Origin of the sequence: Microbacterium alkaliflavum (assembly GCF_044325405.1) — a bacterium.
In the GTDB taxonomy this organism is placed as follows: Bacteria; Actinomycetota; Actinomycetes; order Actinomycetales; family Microbacteriaceae; genus Microbacterium; species Microbacterium alkaliflavum.
The window spans coordinates 298,498-324,972 of record NZ_JBIQWL010000001.1 but is presented as its reverse complement, the minus strand read 5'-3'; the positions used below and the strand labels follow the sequence as shown (position 1 = coordinate 324,972).

At 66.1% G+C, this 26,475-nt stretch carries 21 protein-coding genes; 5 read left to right on the top strand and 16 right to left on the bottom strand.

From position 1 onward, the window contains the following. Positions 1-39: 39 nt before the first annotated feature. The 3 genes from ACH3VR_RS01365 to ACH3VR_RS01355 are packed head-to-tail and all read right to left on the bottom strand — an operon-like array spanning position 40 to position 3,181. Positions 40-885 (bottom strand): carbohydrate ABC transporter permease, encoded by an 846-nt coding sequence (locus tag ACH3VR_RS01365; protein WP_396638951.1) that lies wholly within the window; start codon positions 883-885, stop codon positions 40-42. After that, a complete protein-coding gene (locus tag ACH3VR_RS01360) occupies positions 882-1,874 on the bottom strand; it encodes a carbohydrate ABC transporter permease (RefSeq protein WP_396638950.1) in 993 nt (330 codons plus the stop codon). Before ACH3VR_RS01360 ends, ACH3VR_RS01365 begins: the two co-directional genes overlap by 4 nt. A gap of 2 nt (positions 1,875-1,876) precedes the next feature. Further along, entirely contained in the window at positions 1,877-3,181 is a 1,305-nt protein-coding gene (locus ACH3VR_RS01355; protein WP_396638949.1) for an extracellular solute-binding protein, read from the bottom strand. 91 nt (positions 3,182-3,272) lie between these two features. Between ACH3VR_RS01355 and ACH3VR_RS01350 the strand changes: the two genes are divergently transcribed. Then, the gene (locus tag ACH3VR_RS01350) at positions 3,273-4,346 is read left to right on the top strand and encodes a LacI family DNA-binding transcriptional regulator (protein ID WP_396638948.1); all 1,074 of its coding nucleotides are present in this window, start codon (positions 3,273-3,275) and stop codon (positions 4,344-4,346) included. 357 nt (positions 4,347-4,703) lie between these two features. Here the strand turns inward: ACH3VR_RS01350 and ACH3VR_RS01345 are convergent, their stop codons facing one another. The 5 genes from ACH3VR_RS01345 to ACH3VR_RS01325 all read right to left on the bottom strand — a co-directional run bounded on the left by ACH3VR_RS01345 (position 4,704) and on the right by ACH3VR_RS01325 (position 12,928). Next, on the bottom strand, positions 4,704-7,919 hold the full coding sequence (locus ACH3VR_RS01345) for a family 49 glycosyl hydrolase (RefSeq protein ID WP_396638947.1): 3,216 nt from the start codon (positions 7,917-7,919) through the stop codon (positions 4,704-4,706). A gap of 47 nt (positions 7,920-7,966) precedes the next feature. Continuing rightward, positions 7,967-9,694 (bottom strand): glycoside hydrolase family 13 protein, encoded by a 1,728-nt coding sequence (locus tag ACH3VR_RS01340; RefSeq protein WP_396638946.1) that lies wholly within the window; start codon positions 9,692-9,694, stop codon positions 7,967-7,969. Further along, positions 9,691-10,599 (bottom strand): carbohydrate ABC transporter permease, encoded by a 909-nt coding sequence (locus tag ACH3VR_RS01335; RefSeq protein WP_396638945.1) that lies wholly within the window; start codon positions 10,597-10,599, stop codon positions 9,691-9,693. The genes ACH3VR_RS01340 and ACH3VR_RS01335 overlap by 4 nt, the downstream gene beginning before the upstream one ends. Then, positions 10,596-11,534: a carbohydrate ABC transporter permease gene (locus ACH3VR_RS01330; protein WP_396638944.1), complete on the bottom strand. Its 939-nt coding sequence runs from the start codon at positions 11,532-11,534 to the stop codon at positions 10,596-10,598. The genes ACH3VR_RS01335 and ACH3VR_RS01330 overlap by 4 nt, the downstream gene beginning before the upstream one ends. A 95-nt stretch (positions 11,535-11,629) precedes the next feature. Next, complete coding sequence (locus ACH3VR_RS01325; RefSeq protein WP_396638943.1) at positions 11,630-12,928, bottom strand: ABC transporter substrate-binding protein; 1,299 nt, start codon at positions 12,926-12,928, stop codon at positions 11,630-11,632. A gap of 354 nt (positions 12,929-13,282) precedes the next feature. On the opposite strand from ACH3VR_RS01325, the gene ACH3VR_RS01320 reads away from it, so the two are divergent. Both ACH3VR_RS01320 and ACH3VR_RS01315 read left to right on the top strand, forming a co-directional pair. Next, positions 13,283-14,230 (top strand): ROK family protein, encoded by a 948-nt coding sequence (locus ACH3VR_RS01320; protein WP_396638942.1) that lies wholly within the window; start codon positions 13,283-13,285, stop codon positions 14,228-14,230. A 424-nt stretch (positions 14,231-14,654) separates the two neighbouring features. Beyond that, on the top strand, positions 14,655-15,356 hold the full coding sequence (locus ACH3VR_RS01315) for a hypothetical protein (RefSeq protein WP_396638941.1): 702 nt from the start codon (positions 14,655-14,657) through the stop codon (positions 15,354-15,356). Between the two features lie 281 nt (positions 15,357-15,637). Here the strand turns inward: ACH3VR_RS01315 and ACH3VR_RS01310 are convergent, their stop codons facing one another. The 3 genes from ACH3VR_RS01310 to ACH3VR_RS01300 all read right to left on the bottom strand — a co-directional run bounded on the left by ACH3VR_RS01310 (position 15,638) and on the right by ACH3VR_RS01300 (position 18,465). Then, positions 15,638-16,009 carry a PH domain-containing protein gene (locus tag ACH3VR_RS01310; RefSeq protein ID WP_396638940.1) on the bottom strand — a complete coding sequence of 124 codons (372 nt, stop codon included), beginning with the start codon at positions 16,007-16,009 and terminating at the stop codon, positions 15,638-15,640. Between the two features lie 222 nt (positions 16,010-16,231). Continuing rightward, positions 16,232-17,302 (bottom strand): diaminopropionate ammonia-lyase, encoded by a 1,071-nt coding sequence (locus ACH3VR_RS01305; RefSeq protein ID WP_396638939.1) that lies wholly within the window; start codon positions 17,300-17,302, stop codon positions 16,232-16,234. Continuing rightward, entirely contained in the window at positions 17,302-18,465 is a 1,164-nt protein-coding gene (locus ACH3VR_RS01300; RefSeq protein ID WP_396638938.1) for an amidohydrolase, read from the bottom strand. The genes ACH3VR_RS01305 and ACH3VR_RS01300 overlap by 1 nt, the downstream gene beginning before the upstream one ends. A 119-nt stretch (positions 18,466-18,584) precedes the next feature. Here ACH3VR_RS01300 and ACH3VR_RS01295 point away from each other — a divergent pair, with 119 nt between their 5' ends. Next, a complete protein-coding gene (locus tag ACH3VR_RS01295; RefSeq protein ID WP_396638937.1) occupies positions 18,585-19,052 on the top strand; it encodes an Lrp/AsnC family transcriptional regulator in 468 nt (155 codons plus the stop codon). A 456-nt stretch (positions 19,053-19,508) separates the two neighbouring features. Beyond that, a complete protein-coding gene (locus ACH3VR_RS01290; RefSeq protein WP_396638936.1) occupies positions 19,509-20,654 on the top strand; it encodes a pyridoxal phosphate-dependent aminotransferase in 1,146 nt (381 codons plus the stop codon). A gap of 271 nt (positions 20,655-20,925) precedes the next feature. Here ACH3VR_RS01290 and ACH3VR_RS01285 read toward each other — a convergent pair whose 3' ends face one another. The 5 genes from ACH3VR_RS01285 to ACH3VR_RS01265 all read right to left on the bottom strand — a co-directional run bounded on the left by ACH3VR_RS01285 (position 20,926) and on the right by ACH3VR_RS01265 (position 26,417). Continuing rightward, the gene (locus ACH3VR_RS01285) at positions 20,926-21,540 is read right to left on the bottom strand and encodes a TetR/AcrR family transcriptional regulator (protein ID WP_396638935.1); all 615 of its coding nucleotides are present in this window, start codon (positions 21,538-21,540) and stop codon (positions 20,926-20,928) included. Positions 21,541-21,607: 67 nt separating this feature from the next. After that, positions 21,608-21,967: an SPW repeat domain-containing protein gene (locus tag ACH3VR_RS01280; protein ID WP_396638934.1), complete on the bottom strand. Its 360-nt coding sequence runs from the start codon at positions 21,965-21,967 to the stop codon at positions 21,608-21,610. A 356-nt stretch (positions 21,968-22,323) separates the two neighbouring features. Next, positions 22,324-22,551 carry a hypothetical protein gene (locus ACH3VR_RS01275; RefSeq protein WP_396638933.1) on the bottom strand — a complete coding sequence of 76 codons (228 nt, stop codon included), beginning with the start codon at positions 22,549-22,551 and terminating at the stop codon, positions 22,324-22,326. Then, positions 22,548-24,050 (bottom strand): glycosyltransferase family 2 protein, encoded by a 1,503-nt coding sequence (locus ACH3VR_RS01270; RefSeq protein ID WP_396638932.1) that lies wholly within the window; start codon positions 24,048-24,050, stop codon positions 22,548-22,550. The genes ACH3VR_RS01275 and ACH3VR_RS01270 overlap by 4 nt, the downstream gene beginning before the upstream one ends. A gap of 57 nt (positions 24,051-24,107) precedes the next feature. After that, positions 24,108-26,417, bottom strand: coding sequence for a putative bifunctional diguanylate cyclase/phosphodiesterase (locus ACH3VR_RS01265; RefSeq protein ID WP_396638931.1), 2,310 nt, complete (start codon positions 26,415-26,417; stop codon positions 24,108-24,110). Positions 26,418-26,475: the final 58 nt, after the last annotated feature.

The window sequence follows — 26,475 nt, the reverse complement described above, 5'->3', positions numbered from 1 at the left end:
TCCTTGTGATGTGTGTCGGCAGCCTGATAGCTGAAAGCGTCAGCCCTTCACCGCACCGGCTGTGAGGCCGGCGACGATGCGCCTCTGGAAGATCAACACGACGATCAGCAACGGCAGGGTGCAGATGACGGATGCTGCGCTGATGAGCCCGACCGGAATCTCGAACTCGTTCGGCCCGCTGAAGAATGCGATCGCAACAGGCACCGTGCGAGCCGCCGGAGTTGAGGTGAGCGCCACCGCGAGGAGGAACTCGTTCCAGACCGAGATGAACACCAGGATCGCGGTGGTCGCGATCCCGGGAGTCGCGAGCGGGAGGATCACCCGCACGAACGTGCCGACCGGGCCGGAGCCGTCGATCGCGGCTGCTTCCTCGAGCTCCATCGGGATCTCGCGGAAGAAGGAGGTGAGCGTGAAGATCGCCAAGGGGAGCGCGAAAGTCAGCTTCGGGATGATGAGCCCCGGCAGTGTGTCGTAGAGCCCGATCTTGCTCCACACGTTGAAGATCGGCGCCACGATGGTGATCACTGGGAAGGTGGTGACGGCGGTCACGAGGGCGAGCGTCAGCGCCTTGCGCGGGAGCGGCAGCCTCGCGAGAGCGTATGCGGCGCTCGCCCCGAACAGCAGCGCGAGCGCGGTGGTGACGATTCCGACGATGAACGAGTTTGCCACCGCGTGCAGGAACATCGGGTTGCTCAGCACCACGAAGTAGTTCTCGATCGACGGGTTCCTCGGCCATAGGTCGGCTGTGGCGAGCCCGGACCCTACTTTGAGGGACGTGTTCATCAGCCAGTAGAACGGAATCAGGGAGATGATCATCACGAGGATGACCAGGACCCACAGTCCCGGGCCCACGCGGGTCTGCCCGATCGAACCTGCCTTGCTCATCGGGACTCCTTGGCAATCTGGCGGAGGTTTCCGCCCGCGAATCTGATGTAGACGAGTGCGACCACCATCACGACGGTGAACGTCAGGATCCCGAGAGCCGAACCTTCGCCCGTCTGCTGGTTCTGATACAGCGTGTTGTAGACGAGCACGGACATCGTGGACGTGCCGTTCGCGCCCCGGGTGAAGACGTAGGGAAGATCGAACATGCGCAGCGCGTCGAGCAGCCGGAGAACTCCTGCCACGGCGATCGCGGGGGCGAGCAGAGGCAGTGTGACACGCCAGAACGTCTGCCAGCGAGTCGCGCCGTCGATCGCGGCGGCCTCGAACACATCCTGCGGGATCACCTGAAGTCCGGCGAGCACAAGCAGCCCGACGAATGGTGCCGTCTTCCACACTTCGGCGAGGATGATGATGACCGTGACCAAGCCGGGGTTGGCGAGCCAAACCACGTCTCCGCCGGGAAGGTGCAGCGCCTTCAGGACCGTCGTCAGAAGCCCGAGATGTGGGTCGAACATCGACGACCACACGATCGCGCTGACGACGGTCATGATCGCGTAGGGCATCAACAGCACCGAGCGCAGTACGGCGCGTCCCTTGAACGCGAGGTTGAGCAGCATCGCCAGCCCGGTGCCCGCGATCAGCTCCAGCGGCACGGACACGAGGCCGATGACGAACGAGAATCCGAACGCCTGCCACCAGGAGCTCGATGTCAGCTGTGCGATGTAGTTTCCGAGGCCGACGAAACGGCTCAGACCGGGGTGGATCAGGCTGTACTGGTTGAGAGAGAGCCAGATCGCGTATCCGATCGGCACCACGGCCACCAGGATCATCAGCACCAGTGCGGGCGTGACCATCCCGATCGCGACCCGCCGTGCTTGGGTGTCCATCCGGCCGGGGCGCACTGTGGGGCGATTGCCTTCTGGAGCGCTGTCGCCGTTACGGCCCCAGCCCGTCGCCGGGGCCGTAACGAGGGTTCTTGTCTCGGTCATGGTCAGAATGTCGCCTGTGCGATCTCGAGCTGTTGGGTCATCTTCTTGATGCCGTCTTCGACGCTCGTCTGGCCGGAGATGACCGCGTACACGTTGTCGTAGATCGCCTGCGAGATCTGCGGGTAGACCGGCGAGACCGGGCGGGGCTTGGCGGTTGTGACCGCGGTGTGCAGCTGCTTCGCGAACGGGAACTTCGCGAGCACCTGCGGGTCGGTGTACACCGAGTCATACACGGGAGCCTGGCTCGCATCCAGGAACAGCTCCTTCTGGAAGTCTTCTCCGCTGGCGTACTCGACCAGAGCCACCGCCGCGGGAAGGTTCTTGGTCTGCAGGGGGATCATGAGGTTCCAGCCTCCGAGCACGCCGACTGCTGGGTGGCTCGCGTCGAACGCTGGCAGCGGCTGGACCTTCAGCGAGCCGCTGAGCGCCGGCGCGGCGGCCGTCGTGTTGTACACGCTCGGCCAGTTGCGCAGGTACGCCCCGGCGCCGGAGGCGTACGCCGTCGCTGCTTTCCCGTCGTCATAGGTGAGCGACGCCGGATCGATCGCACCGGAACTCACCGCCTTCTTGAGCAGCGTCAGCGCGTCCTTCGTCTCCTTGGAGTCGATGACGACCTTGCCGGAGCTGTCCAGCACGGACCCGCCGGCAGAGTAGAGGACCTCCAGGAAGTTCGTGGTCAGACCCTCGTAGGCCGACAAGGCGATCAACAGGGCATCCTGCTTATCGGCCGCTGCCTGCTTGTAGAGCTCGGGCAGGGTCTTCGCCGCCGCGACCCGATCATCGCGGTAATAGAGCAGCCCGGCGTTGGTGTAGAACGGGGTCGCCCAGTTGCGGCCCGCGTACTCCGTCGTTGCGACGGCCGACTCGAGCAGGGGGTCGCCGACCTTCCTGGCGAGCTTGGACTGGTCGTACACCCATCCCTGGCTCGCCCATTCCGCCGTCCAGGTGACATCCGTCGCGTACACATCGCAGTCGGTGTTGCCACCCTTGACGCGCTGAACCGCCTGGTTGTGGGTGTCCGTGGTGTTCGGTCCGAGCTCCTGATAGTTCGCGGTCACGCCGGGGTACGCGGCGGCGAAGGAACCCATCAGCAGCTTCCATGCGCCGGAGTTGTCCTTGCTTCCACACACCGTGAGGCTTCCCTCCGCTCCGTCTGCCACGGCGGGGTCGATGACCTTCACCTTCGGCGCGAGAGTCGCGGTGGTGTCGGTCGGCGAGGTCGAGCTCGCGCCGCCCGAGCAACCGGCGAACAGCACGGTGACGACGGCGACGAGTGCGACTGTCGCCGCCTTGCGAACAGTGCCCATGTGATACTCCTCATCAAGTACGGATCTGCTAGATCGATCTAGCATTCTGGTTGAGAGCCATGCTAGATCCATCTACCAGTAGGATGCAACCATGAGTTCGAAGGAGTCGACGGGGGCCAGCTTTGGAGCGGCCACGCTCCTCGACGTTGCTGAGCGCGCCGGCGTCTCCCGCGCCACCGCCTCCCTGGTGGTGCGAGACACGGGGCGAGTCAGCACCGCCACCCGAGAGCGCGTCCGGCGGGCCATGTCTGAACTCGGGTACGTCTACGATCGCGCCGCCGCCGCCATGCGGAGCCACTCCACCCGTTCGATCGGGGTGATCGTCACTCACGTGGGAAACCCGTTCTTCGCCGAGCTCATCGGCGGGTTCCAGGAGGAACTCCAAAGCCTCGGCTATTCCTGCATCCTCACGACTTCCGGTGACGACGTGCAGCAACAGCAGCGGGCCCTGGACGAACTGCGATCACACAAGGTCGCGGCAGTCGCGTTTGCGCCGGCAACGGGAACAGGGGCCGAATTCACGGCCAACCTTGAGCACCTCGAGCTCCCCTTCGTCATGATGACCCGTCAAATCCGAGACAACGACCCGGTGCCGTACGTCGGTCCAGACGATGTCGCGGGTGGACGACTCGCGGCCGAGCACTTGCTCAGTCACGGCGCGCGTACGTTCGCGTACCTCGGGGGTGCGTCGACAGTCCAGTCTCGGGCGGACCGGCGCGCCGGCCTTGCAGAAGCCATGAGCGCTGCCGGCCTGGACACGGCATCCGTGATCGACATCACGAGTGAGACCTCGGGCCGCGGGGGCCTCAGGGCCGCCGAACAGATGCTCACGCAGCACGACATGCCGGATGCGATCATGTGCCACAGCGACAGCGTTGCATTCGGCGTGTACCGTGCCCTCCGAATACGCGACCTTGCCGCCTCTGTCCGCGTCACCGGCTACGACGACATCGCGACCGCCGAACTCTGGGAACCCCCGCTCACAACAGTGGCGACACACCCCGCCGCCCTCGGACAAAGGGCAGCGCGGCACCTCATCGACCAGCTCGAGAACGACACCAACGCAGGCTTCCTTCGCGTGCTGCCCACCCTCCGGGTACGCCAGTCATGCGGATGCTCCGCAGTCCTTGCTCGCGACAAGGAGACGCTGGTCCAGACGGGTTGACACGCGCACAGCGTCATCGACGAGCGGGGCGCGCAGCGAAAAGCTCATCGGGGCGCCTGAGGAACGGCATGACGATCAGTCCCACCTGGGATGTGTGCTTACACGCACGCTCATTCGGGCTTCACGTGGCGGGTCGACGCTCACCGCGATGCTGAGACCCGTACTTAACGTGGGCCTGCCTGGCCCAGCCTTCCCACTCCTGCTCGTCGACCGCAGTCGATCCGCGATTGCCCGATCGGGTAGTCGTGCAGGCCTGCGCGCGACGATGGGCTGCGCGGGCGGCTCAAAGGGGGCCACATAGTGTGGCCCCCTTCGGTCGATCCGCGCCCGCCGACCGTTGATCGCACGGATTCTGAGCTACTGGGCCTTGGACCCTGGATAGTCGACGGAGTACGCCTTGACCGTCCCGTCGGGCGCGGTCGCGAGGATATTCACGGTGAAGCCGGGCAGCTTCGACAGGCCCGTGGTCAGCGAGTACGAGACATTCGTACCGGCAGGGAGAGTCCCGGCGGGGATCTTCCCATAGGGCGTGACCACGTCGATCGAGATCGGATCGGCACCGGCGTTGGATGCCGCGACAGTCAGCACCTGGCGACCCTTGACCTTCGTGCTCGTCACGGTGAACTGCGCATCGATCTCGTATCCGCCGACAAGGCGGGCATACGGCGCGATGACGGGTCCGGTGCGCCAATCCATCACGGATGCCTGGTCGGCGGCACCCGTGATCAGGTCGATGGCGTTGCTGTCGGACGTATCCGTGTCGCGGGTGTCGACGTCGCCGGACCAGTTCCCGGCACCTCCGCCGAACCGGTACGGGCCGACGAACCAGGGGCACTCGATCCCATGCCAGCAATCCGCACCGTAGACGGGGCGAACGCCTCCGATTCCCTCGCCGTCCTCCGCGTCGCTGAACATCGAGACCTGGTAGCCGATGCTGCGAAGGTCGGCCTCGCCGAGCGCCGCGAGCGGCACCGAGCTGACGATTTTGCCGGACGGGATCACCGTGAGCGTGGCGTCGGCGACGCGGTTCAAGCTCGCGTCGTACACTCCGCTCCCGAAGCGCGCGGTGTCGTAGCGGCCGTCGGCGACGATCGCCCTCGACCACGCGCCCCGCGCGGAGGTGTTGGTCCCCGGAAGGAGCGGGGTCGCGGTGGTCGAGGCGCGGTCTCGGAGGTAGATGTTCACCCGCTGGGTGCTCATCCCGTTCCCTCCCCACGGGTTGTGGATCTCGCCCGCGGTACCGATGACGAATCGCACGGTGCCGCCGTCCCGGTAGACCTCGAGGCCGGTCAGGTCGAGGCTGCCGGGGTTGAACGCGCCGTCGCTGGGATAGACGTACGAACCTGGTCCGTGGTCGTCGCCGACCGGGTCTGCGACGGACCCCATCCGTGTGCCGAACGCGTAGATCGTGTATCGCGTGGACGTCTTGACACCGTTGGCGGCGGTCGCGGTGACCCGCACCCGGTTGACGATCCCGTTGAGAGTGACGTCGGCCGAGAACCGTCCGCTGGAGAGGACGCCCTGAGCCGCGACGCCGTCGACCGTCACCGTGACCGCGGTGCCGTCGGTCGCGCCCGTGACTGCGAGGGTGCGGGATGCCGCCGTCTCCCCGTCCTCCAGGCCGTCGACCCTGAGGGTCGGCGGGGTGCCCGTCGGTTCGTCATCGGCGGTGGCGTTCCACCCGTCCCAGGTGTCGGGGTCGAAGTTCAGCCGCCCGAGCTCGTTCGAGGCCCAGTTGTCGCCGGCCTTGAGGATGCTCTCGCCGCCGACTGTGTAGTCGTGCAGGAGAAGGCCGTCGCCGTCGCGCATCTCGTCTCCGATCGTGACCTTGTTGCCCGCGGCATCCGTGTATCGCTTGAACAGGCTCGCCTGCGGGTCGAGGCCGAGGTCGTTCCAGCCGTCGATGGCCAGACCGTCGATCTCGACGTTCTTCAGGTTGGACAGTGCGAAGACCCGGAGTGCGCAGTTGGTGGTGCCCTCCACCCTCGTGTCGACGAATCGCATGTTCTGCACCGTCGTGGCTGTGTCGGCACGATTGGTGGCGCCCATGTCCTCCCAGTGCGACGAGGAGTTGAAGATGCAGGTGTTGTACTTCGTGTCTTTCCAGTACATGCGGTTGTGGATGACGTCGGTGCTGGTGACGGTGACGTCGGAGATGTTGCGCGGCGTCCATCCCCATTGGATGACCGGTCCGTTCTCGTTCTTCCAGATGACGGTGTTCTCGATGGAGACGTCGCTGTGGTACATCTTCAGGACGTCGTCGTTCGAGTGGAAGAAGGTGTTGCGCATCGTGCTGCCGTCGTAGAGCTCGATGCCGTCGGTCTGCCAGTACCAGCTGCCGACCTGCTGGTAGTTCGCGACATCCATGTGGAAGTTCTGCACGCCGATCTCGCCCGCGGCGTCGTGAGCGTAGACGACGAACGAGTGGTACGGCGGTTCGGCGATCGTCACGCCCTGTAGGTCGAGGTGCTGACCCGTGTTTGACGACTCGAACTGGAGCATCTTGACGCAGGTGGAGTGGCAATTGGGCGTGTCGGCCGCGCGATGCTGGTACCCGTTGCGGGTGTCGGGTTCGTAGACGTACTGCTCCCCCGAGAGCACCCCGTAGCCGGTGACCTTGTACTCGGACTGGGTGTCATGGACGAACTGGAACGCGCCCTTCAGGTAGGCCCCGGGAGCCAGGTAGACCCACTTGACGTTCGCGGGCAGCACCGCGTGATGGTCCGCGCCCATGTAATAGGTGCCGGGCCCGAAGGAGAGGATGTCGGCGGTGACGCCGTCGAGATCGTCGACGAGTCCGGGCTGGGGCCGGTAGATAGATCCGTCGGCCTCGGTGGGAATGTACTTCTCTGCGAGGGCACCGGCCGGCTTCGGCTGGGCGAACACCATGATCGAGTTGCGTGGTTCGGTGTGCACTGCTCGGCTGCCGGCGGCGGTCGTCGTGAGCGATCCGCTCGCTCCCGACATGTCGTTGTAGGCCGTATAGAGCTGCGGGTCGAACTCCACCGAGAACCGGTAGCCATCCGGGCTGTAAGGCACCTTGACGCGGATGGTCGAGCTGTCGACGAGCTGCTTCTGGAGGCCGAGGTCGGTGGGCCGGATCGTGACCTGGTCGGCCGAGACGATGGGCTGTCCGGTCTTGAGCGTGACATCGACCCAGACGTCGGTGGCGTATTCGAACGTGGACCACGACATAGTCAGGTCGGCGTCATCCGCAAACTCCGCTCCGTCCTGGTCGGTGTAGCCCACCTTGTCCTTGCCGCTGCGCGGCAGGCTCATGTAGGTGAACGAGTCGAACCGCGCATCCGGTGCCGCATCGGTCGCGACCCGCACGTCGTAGAAGGTCGACTCGCGCACGCGGTCGGCGGCGACCGGGCCGGTCGCATTCGCGTCGGCGTTGTCATGCCACCATGTGTGCAGATCAGCGGAGTCCGCCGTGACGGGCGCGGTCGCGGTGGGGGCGCCGGCAGAAGCCGCCGCCGGTAGCGGGATGAGGGATGCCGCGGCCACGAGCGTGGCGACGACCGCGATTGCGGCGCGCCGGCCACGCCGGGCGGGAATGGGCGTGATCAAGGGACTGCTCCTTCACTTCGTTGTGGACAGGGTGGGGTTCGAGGCGATCAGGCGGGTCGGGTGAGGACGAGCACCTCCCACGGCCGCAGGTGGAGCGGGAGCCGGTGGTCCCCGGGGTAGTTGCCGATGATCGCCTCGGCCCGCGTCCATTCGCCGAAGAGCTCGAGCCCGACGGGGGCCGGATCGGCCGACAGGTTCGCGATGACGAGGAGGGTGGCATCCTCCCCCGTGCGCGTGTAGGCGAACAGCTGGGGGTCGTCCTCCAGCAGCAGTCCGAAGCGCCCGTCGACGACTGTGGAGTTCTCGTGGCGGAGCGCGATGAGAGTGCGGTACCACGCGAAGACCGAGTGCGGGTCGTCGCGTTGCGCGGCGGCGTTGAGCCACCGGTGGTTCGGGTTGATCGGGATCCACGGCTCGCCCGTCGTGAAGCCTGCGCCTGGGCTGTCGTCCCATTGCACGGGAGTGCGGGCGTTGTCGCGCCCTCCTGTCACGACGTCCGCGAGCACTTCGGCGGCACGCTCCGCATCGCTGGCGACCGTCGCCTCGCGGTAGTGGTTGAGGCTCTCGAGGTCGCGCAGCTCGTCGATCGCGGCGAACGGCATGTTCGTCATGCCGAGTTCCTCGCCCTGGTAGATGTACGGCGTCCCCCGCATGAGGTGGAGGACCGTTGCCAACGCGGTCGCCGACTCGTACCAGTGCGCGGTGTCGTCTCCGAAGCGCGACACGACACGGGGCTGGTCGTGGTTGTTCCAATAGAGACTGTTCCAGCCGACGTCGGCGAGCGCTTCCTGCCAGCGCGCGAAGGAGCGCTTCAGCTCGACGAGGTCGACGGGCCTGCGCGAGAACTTCCCCGCCGGACCGTGATCGAGGCGGACGTGCTCGAACTGGAACACCATGTCGAGCTCGCGACGGTCCTGGTCGGTGTACAGCCGCGCGAGTTCGGGCGTCACGTCGACCATCTCGCCGACCGTCACAAGGTCGGCGTCGCGTCCGGCGAACACCTCGCGGTGCATCTCCTGCAGGTATTCGTGGATGCGCGGCCCCGAGCCGTAGAACGGGATGCCATCACCCCACCCGGAGGCGCGGACCGGCCCATCGGGCAGTCCAGGCGTCTTGGAGATGAAGCTGATGACGTCCATCCGGAAGCCGTCGACGCCCCGGTCGAGCCACCAGTTCATCATGCGGTACACGGCGTCGCGGACCTCGGGGTTGTCCCAATTGACGTCGGGCTGCTTGCGCGAGAAGAGGTGCAGGAAGTACTGCCCGGTCGCCTCGTCGAGCTGCCATGCCGAACCAGAGAAGAACGAGCCCCAGTTGTTGGGCTCACGCCCGTCGCTCCCGTCGCGCCAGATGTACCAGTCGCGCTTGGGGCTGTCTCGGCCGGCGCGCGACTCCTGGAACCACGCGTGTTCGTCGGAAGTGTGGTTGACGACGAGATCCATGACGAGCTTGATGCCCCGGGCGTGGAGTGCGCCGATGAGCTCGTCGAGGTCGTCGAGCGTCCCGAAGGTGGGGTCGACCGCGTAGTAGTCGCTGATGTCGTAGCCGTTGTCGTCCTGCGGCGATGCGTACACGGGCGACAGCCAGACCACGTCGACGCCCAGGCGGTCGAGGTGGTCGACGTGCTCGATGATGCCGCGGAGGTCGCCGATGCCGTCGCCGTTCGCGTCCGCGAAGCTTCGCGGATAGATCTGGTAGACGACGGCGCCCTTCCACCACGGGTCGCCGAGGCGGACGCTCGGGTGACGACGGACTGAGGGCTGCAACGAGGTCATTTGACGGCTCCGAGGGTGACACCGCGCATCAGAGTGCGCTGGAAGAGGACGAAGAAGATGATCGCGGGGAGGATTCCGGCGAGCGATGCGGCGGCTAGCGCGGTCGGATCGCTCGTGTACTGCCCGCTGAGGGCGCCCAGTGCGACCGACACGGTCTGGTTCGCCGACGACGGGAGCATGATCAACGGCAGGAAGAAGTCGTTCCACGTCCAGATGAAGAAGAACGTCACGAGCACGGCGAGCGTGGGCCGAGTGAGTGGCAGCACGATGTGCCACAGGATGCGGATCCTGGATGCTCCGTCCAGCCGCGCGGCTTCGAGCACCTCCATCGGAAACGAGCCGAGCACCGACGAGAGCATGTAGGTGCCGAACGCCGACTGCAGGACCGCGAGGATGAGGATGACCCCGAGGAGCGTGTCGTACAGGCCGACGTCACGCGCGAGCATGAAGAGCGGGTAGATGAGCGCCTCCTGCGGGATCGTGAAGGCGAGCATGAAGACCGCGAGGATCCACACCCGCCCCTTGATCCGGCCGATGCCGATCGCATAGGCGCTCAGCAGGCTCAGCGCCGCCGCGAGCAATGCGACGCTGCCGGAGACGATGACGCTGTTGAGGAGCTTCTGATTGAAGTCGACACCGGTCCAGAACTCGATGAGCGCCGTGAAGTCGAGCTGGGTCGGGATGCCGATAGGCCCGTTCTCGATGTACTCGGCCGGCGGCTTGAACGCGTTGATGAGGGCGAGCCAGAACGGGAAGATCATGAGCAGCGCAACGACGACGAGCAGCGCGACGATGACCCAGCCGCGCGCACCGCGACGGTTGCGGGCGGAACGTCGGCGCGGTTTGGCAGGCTGCGGCTCTGAAGTGTCGAACAGGACGCCGTGGTCGGGGGCGGTGACGGTCACTTCTCGAATCCTTCGGCGTTGCGGGTCTGGTAGCGCAGCAGCGCGACCGCGATGACGGTGACCAGGAGCGCGAGCACCGACGCGACAGCGGCGCCGTACCCGACCTGGGTTGTGGTGAAGAAGTTGGAGTAGGAGAAGTAGGCGGGCACGATCGTCGCGGTGCCGGGGCCGCCCTTGGTGAGCACGTAGATGGGCGCGAACACCTTCAGCGCGGCCACTGAGGTGGTGATCACGACGACGGCGATCTCAGGCCGGAGCTGGGTGACGGTGATCGTGCGGAATCGCTGGAACCAGTTCGCGCCATCCATCTCAGCCGCCTCGTAGAGCGACGGGTCCACGCGTGACATCCCCGCCATGAAGAGCACGACGGTGTAGCCGATCTGCAGCCACACGAGCACGTTCATCACCGAGTAGATGGCGATGTCGGAGTCGCCGAGCCAGTTCTGGCGCAATGCGCCCAGTCCGATGTTCTCGAGGACCGTGTTGATGATCCCGTACTGGGGCTGGTACATCCACTTCCACAGCACGCCCGCGACAGCGATCGGGAGGATCTGCGGCAGGTAGAACGTCGCGCGCAGGAAGCTGGCGGTCTTCGCACCGAATCGGGGCGCGACGTAGTCGAACAGGACGGCCGCGATGAAGACCCCGAGGACGGTGGGGATGATCGCCATCGCGACGATGAAGTAGATGCTGTTGACGAAGGAGGCCCAGAACGTGGGGTCCTGTACGAGGCGGAGGTAGTTGGCGAAGCCGACGAACTCGGGCGTTCCTACACCGCTCCATTTCGTCAGGCTGAAGTAGAGGTTCATCGCGAACGGGATGATCACGATCGCGATGAAGCCGATCGCGCCGGGGAGCAGGTAGAACCAGTACCCGCGAGCCGGCTCGGTCGCAGCTGGTCGGGGCGCGCGGCGCGCGCGCAGGAGCATCGTCATTAAGATCTTCCTTTTCGGCGGGGCGGTGGCGCGGCGCGTGGCCGCGCCACCGCTTAGGGGCGATCGGTTCCAGAGGCCCGTCTCGCTCGACCCGGTCAGTTGCCGGGCGCGCCCTGCTCGTAGGCCGCGCGGATCTTGTCCACCGCCTGCTTCGGCGTCACGTTGCCGAGCACGAGGTCCGTGTTCTGCGCGATGAGGACGTCGTTCATACCCGCGACCGGCCAATCCGGATACCAGCCGAGCCCACCCGTCTTCGCGGAGAGGAGCTCGTTGAACCGCGGGGTCGTGAGCTTGCCGATCGGGGTTGTGATCGCCGACTCGTCGGCGGCAACCGGGACGCCGCCGTCGTTGCCGAGCATGTTCTGGATCTCGGGGCTCATGGTGATCTCGAGGAAGTCGTAAGCGAGGTCCTTGTTGTGGGCCTTGGTGGGGACGACCCACAGGTTTCCGCCCGAGCCGGGGTAGCGGTCCGCGCCGGGGAACAGGAACTGATCGAAGGTGAAGTCCTTGATCTGATCGGCGAACGTGCCGGCCCACCAGGTGCCCGAGAAGAAGATCGGGTACTGGCCCGCGACGAAGGCGTTGCCCGCGTCCTGCGCGGCGATGCCCGTCGAATCGGTGGAGATGTAGCCCTTCTTCGTCCAGTCCTGGACCGCCGCGGCCGCCTTCTCCCAGGCATCCCAATTCACGTCGCCGTCGAACTGCTGGTACGCGCTCCAGTCGGCGTCGTCCATGTGCGTGAGCGCGAGCTGATAGAGCAGGTGCGGCCCCGGGTAGTCGGCCGAACCGAGGGCGAGCGGGGTGATGCCGTTGTCGACGAACGTCTGCAGCACGTGCTCGAACTCGTCGAACGTCTTGGGCACCTCAAGGCCGTACTCGTCGAAGAGATCCTTGTTGTACCAGACCGGCACATACTCGCCGTAGTTGGTGATCCCGTACCGCTCGCCGCTGCCCATGATGCCCTCGGAGTAGAGGCCCACATCCTGCGCCGTAGAGCTCAGGTCCCATCCGCGCTTCTCGGCGACGTCGGTGAGGTCGGTCAGCAGCCCCGCCTTGGAGACGACGCCGGCGGTGGCATTGCCCTTCAGGTACTCCAAGACGTCGGGCGCGTCATTGGAGTCGAGCAGGAGCTGGCCGGACTGCTGCATCTGCTCGTAGGTCTTGAGCTCGAACTCGACCTTCACGTCGGGGTGCTGCTTCTTGAAGATGTCGATCGACTTGTTCCACGCCGCCGCCAGTGCGCTGTCGTCGTTCTCCCACCACCAGATCTTGAGGGTGTTCTGCTCACCTCCTCCCGCGGATCCGCTCGAGCAGGCGGTGACTCCTGCACCGACGAGGATGGCGGCCGCGATGACGCTCGCCGCACGCCTCCATCTCTTGGCCTTGCTGTGCACGCTGACCTCCGTTGGTCGTTCTTGTTCGGGATAGCCGAGATCGGCTGTAATAGATCTAGACCAAAACAAATACGCGTGTCAACTGCCATTTGCGAGTGGAATCAGGAACCAATATGCTTTGAATCGCAACATACAGGCGATCAGGGAGGACGATCGGTGAGTCACGCAAGCGCGACGTGGACCCCTGAGGACGCTTCTCTCCCCGTCGCGATCGAAGTGCTGCGCCGAGGACCGCTTTCACGAGTCGATATCGCGCGGCGCCTGAAGCTGACCCGAGGCTCGCTCAGCAGACTCAGCGCGCCACTCCTCGATCGCGGGATCCTCCGCGAAGTCGGCGAACACAACGACGGTCGTGTGGGCCGGCCCACCCAGCTGCTCGACGTGGATGCCGACGCCTATCGATTCGTCGGCATCAAACTGCGTGAGAAGGAGGTCATCACCGCCCTGACCAACCTGCGCGGCGCGATCCTCCGCATGACCACGATGCCGATAGTGGCGACAGACCCCGAGTCAGTGGTGCGGGTGCTCGCCGACCAGGTGCGGGAGATCGCGGGTGCGCACGAGATCGGTGCCATCGGAATCGGCGTCGGCGCCCGCGTCAGCGGACGCGCGCACATCGTGAGCGCTCGATTCCTCGGCTGGCGGGACGTGCCCCTGGCTGCACTCCTGGCCGAGGCGACGGGCATCCCCACGGTCGTGGAGAACGACGTCCTCGCATTCACGGAGTATCAGCACTGGTTCGGCGAAGCACGGCACGACGACCGATTCGCCGTCGTCTCGCTCGGAGCGGGGACCGGATTCGGCCTCGTCGCAAACGGCGCACTGGTCGTCGGAGACGACTACGGGATCGGACTCGTCGGCCACTGGCCTCTCGATCCGAACGGTCCGATGTGCCCCAACGGCCACCGCGGGTGCGCAACGAGCATGCTGAACTCCGACGCGATCAGCAGGCGCGTCTCAGAAGCGCTCGGGTCGAGCACCGACTACGACGCCGCCATCGCACTGGCGGTTGAAGGCCAGCCCGCGGCGCGGCGCATCGCCGACGAGGCCGGACGAGGACTCGGTCGCCTGCTCGCCGCGATCTGCAACTTGACAATGCCCCAGCACATCATCCTCGCCGGAGAGGGAGTCGCGCTCGCGACAGTCGCCATGGACGCCATCATCGATGGCATCCGAGCCGACCGGGATCCGAACGCGACGACACCCCCCATCATCGTCACCAACGGCGACAACGCCGAGTGGTGCCAGGGAGCGGCGGCACTCGCGGTGCAGGCATTCGTCGGCGGAGCACCCCTGACTTGACGCCGGTGGACCGATACCCCTGGAACTAGCCGCATCCTGCGACCCGCAGACTGCGCCACGGGTGGGCTGATTACGGAGATGTGTTCGCGTCCTGAGGATTGCCGCGCGCGGAATCTGGGAGCACCACGCGGAAGTCCGGGCGAAGGTCGCGCCGCGCCGCGCACGCGACGGACCGCTCTTCGAGCATCGCCCGAATAGGGATCCGAAACGAGCGCTCCTGCGCGCGTACGCGACGTCCCGCTATCGAGCAGTGCCCGAATGTGGATACCTAACGCACACGCTCAAGGCGGCTCGCGACCCACCTCTCACACAATGCCCGGATGTGGACCGTGGCCCAGCAGTTCTGAGACGCTATCGAAGGACTAGATCGCGTCGTGCCGCGCATCTGCGCGGTCGGTCGATCAGCTATCGATAGAGTCTTGCCGTGGCGTGTGGCACCGTGGAGACCTGCCTTGCGGCGATCAAGAAGTCGCTGGATCAGCTGGGCGCTGGCGCTCCGCTATGGCTCGAATTCGCGAACACCGTCCTGACCCTCGTCATCGCCGGTGCAGCTGTAGCCGTCGCATTCTGGGTGTTCCGCTTCGACCGTTCACGGGCGCTGGCCGCCGACCGCGAGAAGCTCCGGCTAGATCTTCGGGCCTGGCACAAGCTGCTGAGCCGAAGCGCTCCGGCTGGGGCCCGCGGAACTCGCGAACGGCTGCGATCCTCGATCGAGGAGATCGCGGACGCAAACAGTTACACGGAGCTGCTCACACTCATGCGCTGGGCCGTCGCGATGGAAAACGAGAGCTACAAGCGCGTCGGGAAGAACGGGGTAGATGACGACATCGCCCACAACGCCCGCGTCATCGTGAAGCGCCGGTTCCGACATTTCATCGCTGTCTGGGCGACCAAACCGAGGCGAGGGAAGAAGTTCATTCGGGCCTACACGAACCGGGGCTGGGACATCGTGGTCGCCGAGCCACAGACCGCGGTCGAGTCCGCACAGAGCCTGATGCCGCGGAGTCAATGGAAGTCGTTTGCTGAGAAGTCGCGCGCAGACCGAGAGCACTGGGACCACCGGACAAACAGGGCGCCCATCTGGAAGCCTGAGAAGGCTGGCCAGGCACGCGTCGCCTCGGACTAGGTCTGATCCGGCTGCGCGTCCATATCCCGTGAGCGCGATCGGCGACTCGCGTGGTAACGCATCGTCGCTGTCGTCCTGGGTCTCGTGGGTCAGGCTCCTGGCCGTATGGGCACGCACCGCAAAGCTTCGCGCGCAACCACCCTGCGTGGGATCGAGGGCAGCGCGTAAGGCGATCTCTTCCGGGCTTTGCGCGTAAAGGGATCCATCTCGCACGTCGCCCGCGCGACGCACGCCGGAGCACTCTGTCTCGGAGGAACGTCAGCGGTTCGGCTCGGATCTAGTCAGCGGATCACAGCCCAGGCGAACAGCGAGTCAATGCGTCGGACATCCGCCCCCTTTGTGAGCTTGACCTTGATGTGCCCGGCGCGCGTCCACAGCTCGATCTCGGCATCACGGTCCAGCACGCCGCCGGCGTTCTCGGTCGACCACATGTTGATCGCTGAGTACGGGAGGGAGTAGATCTCCACTTTCTTCCCCGTGATGCCCTGCGCGTCACGGACGATGAGCCGCTTCGTCGTGAACGTCGCCGAGTCGCGGAACGTCTTAAACGATGCGACGGCGGTCTCGCCCTCGACGAGCAGCGGCTGCACGTCGTCGGGCGTGGGGATCTCGTTCTGCAGCGTCCAAGCGAGGATCGGCGCTGTCTCAGGCATTCGGAATGACCTTCCGTTCAGGGGACACCCCGAAGCACCCCGGACTCGTCAGGCTAGCGGGATGCCCCACAGCCCGGAAAGACCGGAATGCGGTCCCGAGACAGAGGCGCGCGCACATCTCGCCACGACCCGCACGATACGGCCTCAGAAGCGACGGCTGTACATACCGCACGTGCCTACCCCTGCAGCGTACTGCCCGTCTAGGGATCGGCACGCAGATACCTAGTCGCGCAGGGGGTTCGCGGCGGAGCCTTCAGTGATTGTGAGGACGACGACGGTGTTGTGATCGAGATGCAGGGCGGCGCGACGGGTCGGGTCGTTAAGGGTTTCCTGTGCTCCGCCGAGTGATGCTGCACCGCATGGGCCCGCGTGAACTCCGAGCTCGCGGAGTCTGCGGGCGGCTGCCCGGGCGGCATCATCCGTGATCGCGACCGATGCGTCGAGCCCTGCATGGATGGTCGGCCAAGCCATGGTGGAGGGGGTGCCGCAGTTCAGGCCGGACATGATGGTGTGGCCGGTGCCGATGGTGACCGGCTCGCCGGCCAGGAGGCTCGCGGTGATGCAGGCTGCGACGGTTGGCTCTACGGCTACGACGGCGGTGTGTGCGGCACGCTGCGGTGTGCGGTAGTGGCTGACCGCGGCTTGCAGCAGCGAGCCAACACCGGTGGGCACCATGAGCAGGTGTGGTGAGGCGATACCGAGTGCGGCGAGTTGATCGTCGACCTCGGTGAACAGGGTGTCGTAGCCTTCGACGATCCAGGTGGGCACCTGCTCGTAGCCGTCCCAGGACGTGTCTTGCACGAGGACGTCGCCCTGTCGTTCGGCGGATTCGGCGGCTGCCGCGACGGCGTCGTCGTAACTGCCTTGCACCATGACGACGATCGCGTCCTCGTCGAGGATTGCTTGCACTGCTGAGGGGTGGACGCCGCCCTCCGGGATGTAGATGCGCGCAGTCCGGCCCGCCAGACGCGCGAATCGTGCGACCGCGCGTCCGTGATTGCCGTCCGTGGCGGTGACGACTGCCGATCCGAGGGGGGCGGTCGAGAGTGCCCTGGCGACCGCCCAGGATGCGCCGAGCGCTTTGAACGCCGGCAGGCCGAGACGCGACGATTCGTCCTTCGCGAACACTCTTGCGATACCGAGTTCGGCGGCCAGCTCCGGCAGGTCGATGAGCGGGGTCGGGGCGTATCCCGGGAGGGATCTGTGGAATTCGAGGGCGGCTCCATCGGCCGCCAGCGATGTCCAGGCGGCATTGCGATGGTTTTGGACCCAGGTGGGCTGCGGGGTCGTCATCAGTCGGCCTCGGCGAGTTCGGTGCGGATCAGCTCGAGGTAGAACGCGATGCCGGCACTCAGGACGTCGTCGTTGAAGTCGTAGTCGCGGCTGTGCAGCGGTGTGCCGCCGCGCCCCACGACGGTGCCGGTGCCGAGGAAGGCGAAGCAGCCGGGAACGACTCGAGCGAACTCTCCGAAGTCCTCACTGGCCATCCGCGGTGCGCAGGCAGCATCGACGGCGGAATTGCCGAGGGCGGCTGCCGCCGCGCGGGCGAGGACCTCGTTCAAGGTCTCGTCGTTCACGGTCGGTCGGAACTCCCGCGTGTAGTCGATGTCGCAGGTGGCGCCGTGCGCGTGTACCAGCCCCTCAGCGAGAGTGCGAATGCGCTGTTCGACGATCTGGCTGTCCTCGGCGGTGAAGGTGCGGGTGTCCCCGCGAATGATCACCTCACCCGGAATCGCGTTGCGGGCACCGTCGGTGATGAACTCCGTGCAGGACACCACGACACTGTGGGAGGCGTCGACCGTGCGCGCCACGATCGTCTGGAGCGAGGTCACGACGTCGGCACCGATTACGAGCGGGTCGACGACGAGGTGCGGCATGGAAGCGTGGCCGCCGCGTCCGTGGATGCGGATCTCGAAGTTGTCCTCGGCCGCCATGATCGCTCCGGCGCGGGTGTGGATGTGCCCGGCGGGGATGCCGGGCAGGTTGTGGAGGCCGTAGATGGCGTCGATCGGGAACCGGTCAAAGAGCCCGTCCGCGATCATCGCCAGCGCGCCGCGTCCCGGTTCTTCGGCGGGCTGGAAGATGAGATGCACGGTGCCGTCGAAGCTCGGGTCGGCGCGGAGCGCGTCGGCCGTGCCGAGGAGGATGGCCATGTGTCCGTCGTGCCCGCACGCGTGCATCGCGCCGGCGTTGCGTGAGGAGTATTCGACTCCCGTCGACTCCTCGATGGGGAGACCATCCATGTCGGAGCGCAACGCGATCGCCCGGCTGCTCGACCCGCGGTTGAGACTGGCCACAAGCCCGTGCCCGCCGATCCCGCGCTGCACATCCCATCCCAGCCCGCCGAGGACGCGCGCGAGATACTCCGCCGTCTCGCGCACATCGAAAGCAATGCCAGGGCATTGGTGAAGGTCGCGCCGCCAGCGTCGCGCACGTGCGATCGATTCGTCAGTCACGACATCCATGGTCTGCGCCGAGCAATCGAACGGTCAATGACTGCGGAAGAACTTCCGATCTGGAGCCCGTTTCACGCAACGACGTTGCGTCGGCGGTGGCGATGGGACACCATCGGACGATGAGCGTCATTCTCGACGACGTTGATCGTGAGTTGCTCGTCGCGCTCCAGGGAGACGCGCGTGAGCCGCAAGCTGCTCTCGGCAAAAGGGTGGGCCTGTCCGCGGCCGCCGTCAACCGCCGCATCGCTCGCCTGACCAGCCTCGGGGTGATCGCCGGCAGCTCGATACGCCTCGCGCCGGAACTCGTCGGACGCCCCGTCACTGTCATCGCCCACCTCGCCCTCGAAAGCGAACAGCCCGAACTACTCGACCGCGTCCGCACGGCGCTCGTCGAATGCCCCCAGGTGCAGCAGTGCTACTACGTGGCCGGGGAATGGGACTTCGTCCTCATTCTCGCCGTCGCCGACATGGCCGAATACACCCAGCTGACGCGCGAGCTCTTCTTCGCGGACTCCAATGTGCGCAGGTTCAGCACCCAAGTCGTCATGGATCGCGCCAAGGCGTCCGGCACCATCATCCCCACATAGCACCAGAACAACACGCCGCGCGGCCATCCCGGCGGGCAGCCCACGGACAGATGCCATGGCGCCGCAACTCGCCCGCCAGCGGTGCCGCTATGCATCCACCGCTCGGTAGTGGATCCCGACGGCCCGGCCCGTCATCTCTACCGGCCCGGCACATGATGAACCCGGGCGCGCGATGAGCGCTCCGCTCTCGCCCATCGCTCGTACGAGGATCCGGAAGAACGCCCTTCCTCTCGCCCGCGCCCCACAGCTTCCGGGCCGTTTCGCGGATGGGATCGGCGATTGGTCTTGGCTCATCGCCTATGGGTTGACGAGTGTCCGTCAAGGGTTCCGTCCTCCGCCATTTCGAGAGGGGGGCCTCATCGGCTATCCCGGGACGCCTCATGTCACTGACGAGTGCGGACCACGCCACAGGGAGTGGGTTGCGCAGCGGATTGTCGAGCGCGGATGATCAAGTGCGTGGGACGACTGGACGGGATTCCCGGCTTTGGAATCGACCGCGTGGCCGATGCTGCAGGTACCGACGCCGACATTCTCCGGCTCGAAAACTACGACACGGACATCCCACCCCATCCTGCCGCCCTCGAGGCGACGCGAGCGGCGATCGGACGGGACGACACCAACTCGTACTTGCCCTTCTCCGGGCTCGACGAAATGAAGTCGGCGGTCGCTGAGTTGATCGCCCGGCGTGGCGGGCCGCACTACGATCCGCATCGCGAGATCGTGATCACCGACGGCGATGGCTCCGCCCTGCTGAACGCCCTGTTCGTCCTGACAGACCCGGGGGATGAGGTCATCCTCACCGACCCGACCTATGCCGGAATGCTCCAGCGCGTGCGCCTGGTCGGGGCCACTCCCAAACTCGTTCCGCTTCGCGGTGACCGCAATGGCTGGCGTCTCGACCTGGAGGCGCTCCGATCGACCGTCTCGGATCGAACCCGCGCCGTGTTCCTGATGAACCCGGCCATCCCGAGCGGCTGGGTCGCCAACGACGAGGAATGGGGGGCGATAACGGCCATCTGTCGCGAGCGCGGCATCCCACTCCTGTACTGGATGCTGTGGGAGGCGATCGTGTACGGCGGGCGGGCTGTTGTCGTCCCGTCCGCGCTGGAGGGGATGCGAGACCTGACGGTAACTGCTGGCGCTGTCTCGCTCGAGCAGCGGATGATCGGGTGGCGGGTTGGCTGGCTGGTATCTCGCGCCGATCTCGCGCCGGCGCTCGCAATGGTGCACATCTACAACGGTGTTGTCACGAGCGGGTTCGGCCAGGTCGGGGCGGCAGCCGCACTGCGGATCGGGGATGACGACGTGCACGCGGCCGTCGGCGAGTGGGAGCGACGGCACGAAGAGCTCGTCCGCCAGTGCAAGGGGATGCCGCTCGTGCCGGCTCACGGCGGATGGTCCGCGCTGTTCGATGCCGAAGCTTGTGGCATCGACGCTTCCGAGCTCTCGCGGCGGCTGCTCGAGCAGAAGGTCGCCGCCACGCCAATGACCGACGCGTGGGGCGGTTCGGTGGCGACAAGACACCTCCGACTCGTCTTCAGCAACGAACCTGTCGAGCGGCTCGCCCTGTTCGGTGAGCGGCTTCGAGCAGCTCTCGCGTGAATAGGGCGTTCCAGCGGCGCACAACGGCCAGGACGGCCACCCGACCGCACGCGGGTTCGGTCAACACGCATCGGTCGAACGTGGATCGCGATTGAGCCCGTCGGCACCCGCTCGGGACGACCCTCAACCGGGCACCGCGCGAATGGGAATCCCATGAGGCGGAACGCGTGGAGTCGATCGTGGAGCTCGAGTGGTACGCTGTACGTCGAGCCGTGCGAGCGGGCATCAAAACGCGACGATGATGTGGGCATCTTGCGGGCGCGTTCGCTCGTTACGCAGCGGGATCCCGCAGGCCGGCCGAGATCAGGTCGGCGAGTGTTGGCAGATCGGCGGGATCGGCCGCATCGGTGTCCGTCTCCGACGGGATGCGAGCCGTGCCGGTGTCCGTCTCGATGTGGTCGTGCAGCGTTGGGGTCGTGATGACCGCGACCCACGCGGTGGCCGCGGCGCGGAGTCGGCGTGTAGCGATTGGATGAAGGATGCTCGCTCGCAGCACTTGCTCGACGAGGTTCTGCATCTGCCTGCGGTACTCGCGCAGGCTCGCGTGCACTTCGGGATGCGTGCGCTGTTCGCGCCAGACGATGACGCGCCGCACGGCTGACTCCTGCTGGAGGCGGTGCAGCACACGCGAGACGTTGAGCAGCGCTCTGGCAGGGTCGCCGCGGGCGATGAGCGCAGTGGTGTCGATGGGGTCGAGCTCGAGCCGCTCTCCGACCAGTGCGCGCAGGAGGTCCGTCTTGGTGGGGAAGTAGTAGAACAGAAGCCCCTTTGGCACGCCGGCGGACCCGGCGATTGCCGCCGTCGGTGTGGCGTCGAAGCCGCGTTCCGCGAACAGGCGCTCTGCCGCGTCGAGGATGAGCACCCTGCTCTCCCTGCTCCGCGTCATGACGCTATCCTCACACGCACGACTGGGACGCCGGTCATAGCCGTCGTCCCAGTCTCTCGAATGGTGACTAGTGGGGAAGGGACCGGTCGTGAGCGTGCATGGCCGGTCTGATGGCCAGGGCCGCGACGATCGCTGCGACCGCGCCGCCGATCCAGCTGACCCATGCGGGACCCATCGTGGCTCCGCTCGCGTACTGGCCGATCCACGGAGCGATGACCAGCAGGATGCCGAGCGCAAGCTGCACGTATTCGGTGGCGACGAGGCCGGGCATGGCCAGGTTCACCAGACCCGAAGCGACCAGCAGGATACCGAGTGTGAGCATCCAGGCCATCGAGGCCCCGACTTGCGGCAGGACGAAGGTCGACAGGGCGACGACGAGTCCTACGCCGACAGCCACCCAGTCCTCCCAACGCATCCACTTCTTCATTCGACTCTCCCTCCTTCGACAGGTGATGGCTCCCGATCCGGGGGTCGCCTCAACGTTAGATCTGACTGACCGCCCGGTCAAGATTGGAGCGTCTGCACTACCGGACGACTCGACCTCGCGCCACCGGGCAACGCCCGCTTCCTCACCTCGTCGGCGATCGTCGTCGGAGAGGACTTCGGTCTTCTGCTGGCGCGATTCCAGCGCCGCCGCCTGAACGGTCCCACTAACGGGCACTGTCCGAATATGGATCCTGATGCACGCCGTCGTTGTGGTCCCAGGGGCTTGGGACGCGGAGGCCGAGGGAATCTCGCGGCGACGCTACCGCGCTCTTGTGAGGGGTGCTGAGGCAGGCGCGGTCACGGGAAGGGTGGCTCATTCGGGTGGATGCTCCGCGTCTCTTTGCGGCGGTCGCGTCGGCTGATGATGTCGCTGAGGTACACCTTGGGCAGCATCTTGGCGATGGCGAGTGTCGCGTACATGATCGTGTTGATTGCCACGAACGCGGCCAGGAATTGAAACGCGGGTGTGGTGAGCAGCTCTTGGGGGAACACCAGACCCGTCGGAACAGTGACAATCGAGTTCATCGGTTGCCTCCGGTCCTGGATGCGGGCTGTTGTGTGATGTCTCCCCACTTGGCCTTTCGGCGCAGGGCGATGTCGAGGATGCCCTTGACGTAGACGAGGTTGAGGAAGATCGCGTAGCCGAGCTCGGGGAAGAGTGTGATGGCGAGCAGTCGGGCCCGCCACCCTCCTCGCCAAACGCTTACGACCCGTTCGAGGTCGAAGATGATTGCGACGAGGACCCAGAACGGGATCCATATCCAGACGTCCGCTGAGAGGATCATGAGCAGCAGGAGCAGGAGGTAGGCGGCGATGGCGACCACACCGTATCCGATGCCGAGCTGCTGGGCCCAGTAGCGCGTCACGGAGGGACGGAACCCGTAGCTGCCGAGGTTCTCGACTGCTCCGCGCTGCCACCGAAGCCTTTGCACCCACAGCGCACGCCAGGTCTGCATCACCTCGGTGACGACCGTGCATTGAGCCGGTGAGATCATGAGGCCGCCAAGCGATTTGATGGCCAAGGTGAGTTCGTTGTCCTCGGTGAGGACGAGCGTGTCGTACACGTCTCCCTGCACGCCGGGGATACCTCGGCCACGTTCGTCAGCCACGGCTTGAAGCGCCCGAGGACGGAAGATCGACGCCGTGCCCGTGAGCACGAAGACGCGTCCCCGCCTGCGGCGGATCTGTCGGGCATAGCGGGTGTACTCGTTTCGCTGGAACTGGCCGAGCAGGCCCTCCCCCTCTGCGCCGTAGAACAATCCCCCGACGGCCATCAACCCCCGGTCGTCGGTGAGTCGGCGCACCGCCGCGGCCAGGAACCCCTGGTCCAGGGTCGTGTCGGCATCCATCACCATCACCGTGTCGTTGTCGCCGAGACCTGCCAGCACGGTCGGCAACGCCTGATTCAGCGCACCCGCCTTCTTGTTCGTGTTGGCGACTGTCTCGAACACGTCGACACCCGTCTCGCGGGCGAGCGAAACCGTGTCGTCGGTGCAGTTGTCGGCGACGACGACGATCCGCGCAGGCTGGTGAGACTGCGCGCGCAACGAGGCGATCGTGTCCGTGATGCAACCGGCCTCGTTGTGGGCGGGGATCAGCACTGTCACCGTCACCGGGCCGGCGTAGATTCCACGGGTCTCCGCCATGACCCGCTTGGGCGCCAACGGCATCCGCTCCCAGTCATCACTCGTACGGGCGTGTCTGGTGACCCGACGCTCGATCAACGCGACGACAGCCGCGACAAGCAGCGCGAACCCGGCCGAGGCCAGAACGACGCCGGCTGATGGTCCGGACGTGGAGTACATCACCTCCCACACCCCGAAGAGGTACACCGCGGAAGGCGTGTCCCACCCGACGGGATCCTGCAGGGTGGCGAAGGCGGCCAGGCCCACCACCGCCCCGCCGAGCAGCGCAAGACAGATGAGAGCAACGCCGACGAAACGCTCGAACCTTCCCATTTCGCTGCCTCCCTTAGGCACCGCAGGGCGCCTGAAGCCAAACGTATCGAGGGAGGCCCGCCTCACGCGACGGAGCGACCCATGTCGAGGAGCAGAAAGCGAATCTGCACGACGCCGTCAGGGTCACGACCCGGAGAACTCCTGCCGCATGCCGGCCCTCACCAGGCGAGGGGCACCACGTTGCTGAGGTGCAGCGATCGCGTCAGGATCCAGCGGTCGGCCCAGCAGGTAGCCCTGGGCCGACTCACAGCCGATGGACCGCAACAGCGCGAGCTGATCCTCTGTTTCGACTCCTTCGACGATGAGGCGAAGACCCAACGCGTGCCCGGTCTCGACGATCATGCGGAGGAGCCGCGGTGAAGAGCCGGTGGTGTGGGTGAAGCGCCGGTCGATCTTCAGGATGTCGATCGGGAGATCCTCCAGCCGCGCGATCGAGCTGTATCCGGTGCCGAAGTCGTCGATGCCGATCGCGATCCCGTCGTGCCGCAACTCGTCGAGATGCTTCACGGCGATGGAGTCGTCCACCAAAGCGGTCTCTGTGATCTCGAGCACGAGCTGAGCCGGATCGACGCCAGCGGCGGCGACCGCCTCACGCACCTCCGCCACCACTCGTGGCCTGACGATGTGCCGGCCGGAGACGTTGACCGCCATCGACAGCCAACGTGAGCCCGAGCGCTCGTTCCAGTGGGCGAGCTGCCGAGTGGCCTGGCGAAGCACCCACGCGTCCAGGTCGCAGACCAGCTCGGACTCCTCCGCGATCGGAACGAACGCCGAGGGCGGCAGCAGCCGCCCATCCCTGGGCCAGCGGACGAGCGCCTCGAATCCTTGCACACCTCCCGATGCCAGATGCACGATCGGCTGGTAGTGGACGATGAGCTGATTTCGCTCGATGGCGCGTGAGAGATCACGCTCCAGCTCCGTCCTGGCGTGCAGCTCCCGCCGCATCTCGGCATCGAAGACCTTCACCCGGCCTCGCCCGGACCGCTTCGCCCCGTACACCGCCGAGTCGGCCTCCTTCAACAACGCGTCAGGGCTCGTGCCCTGGCCGCGGCTGACGGCCACACCGATGCTGGCGCCGACACTGACATCATGTTGGCCCGCGACGGTGACAGGTGCGGATAAGACCGGTACGAGCCGGTTGGCGACCGCCACCGCGTCCGCCTCGTCGGTCAACGGAGCCAGCAGTATCACGAACTCGTCCCCGCCCAGTCGGCAGGCGACATCGCCGGCACGGACGTTTTCGCGCAGCCTTCCGGCCATCACCCGCAACAGTTCGTCGCCTGCGTCGTGACCCAAGGTGTCGTTGACCCGCTTGAACCCGTCCAGGTCGAGAAAAAGCAGCGCGACTCTGTCGGCCGCGCCGGTAACTCCACTCAGGGCTGCGGTGATCAGCTCAACCGCCAGCGCCCGATTCGGCAGGTCCGTGAGTGCGTCATGGGCTGCCTGATAGGCCAGCGCCTCTTGCGCCTCGATGCGCTGCCGATTCGCCGCTGCGATCTGATCGATCGCAATCTTCATGCGCGCGATCAGCAGCGCGAACATCACGAGCGTCGCAATGCCGATGGGCCAGCCGTCGATCGGCAGGCCGAGCAAGTGCTCCAGGATCAGCATCACGGGTGCGACGAACGTTGCGACGGCGAGCGCGGCCAACCGCGTGCCGGGGAACTGGACATCGGCCTGAATCGCCGGCTCTGACAGTGTTCGCATCGAGGTGTGCAGCGCTGCTGCCCCCCACAGCGCGTAGGAGGCGAGCCACAAGGCGTCGATGCTGGTGCTCGGTGCGCTGAGCAGATCGAGCAGGGCGGCGGCAAGGTCCACCACGATGAGCAGGACGATCGCAAGAACCAAGAGGATCAGCGAGACACTCCGGCTGCCGGGAATCGTGATCAGGCCGATCAGCATCCCCAGGAGAACGATGTCGGCAACGGGGTATGCGGTCGACACCCCCGCCGCCAGCCACGAGTCATGATGGTTCTCCATCGTCGGGGCGGCCAGCAGCACCCACACCACCAACCCCAATCCGGCGGTCAGGATCGCGCTGTCGAGGAACCCCGCAAGATCCTTGAGAGGCCGACGAGCGCGGATCAACAGGAGCAGACCCGCTGCGAAGAATGGATACGCCGCGAGATAGAAGGCGTCAGCGAGAGTCGGAAAGGCGTCCTCACCCTGCACGCGGACGATCCAGCTGAAGATTCCGTCGGCGACCGCCGACAGGAACACGCCCACCGCCATCAAGTACCATGCCGATCGCGCGGACGGACGATTCAGGCGCACTCCGGCGACGATCGCGACCGCGCTGGCCAGCCCCACACCGACGTAGACCAGATCGCCTGCGACACCGCTGGGCATCAGCTGGTACACGACGATTCCGGCCGAGCAGACCGACAGGAAGATCCACCACATCCGAGCAGAGCGTTCAGCGATCGCGTTCAACCCCGCACCCCACGAGTCGGCCGAGCCCGAGCCCAATGCCCCCGCCGCGTGCCATACC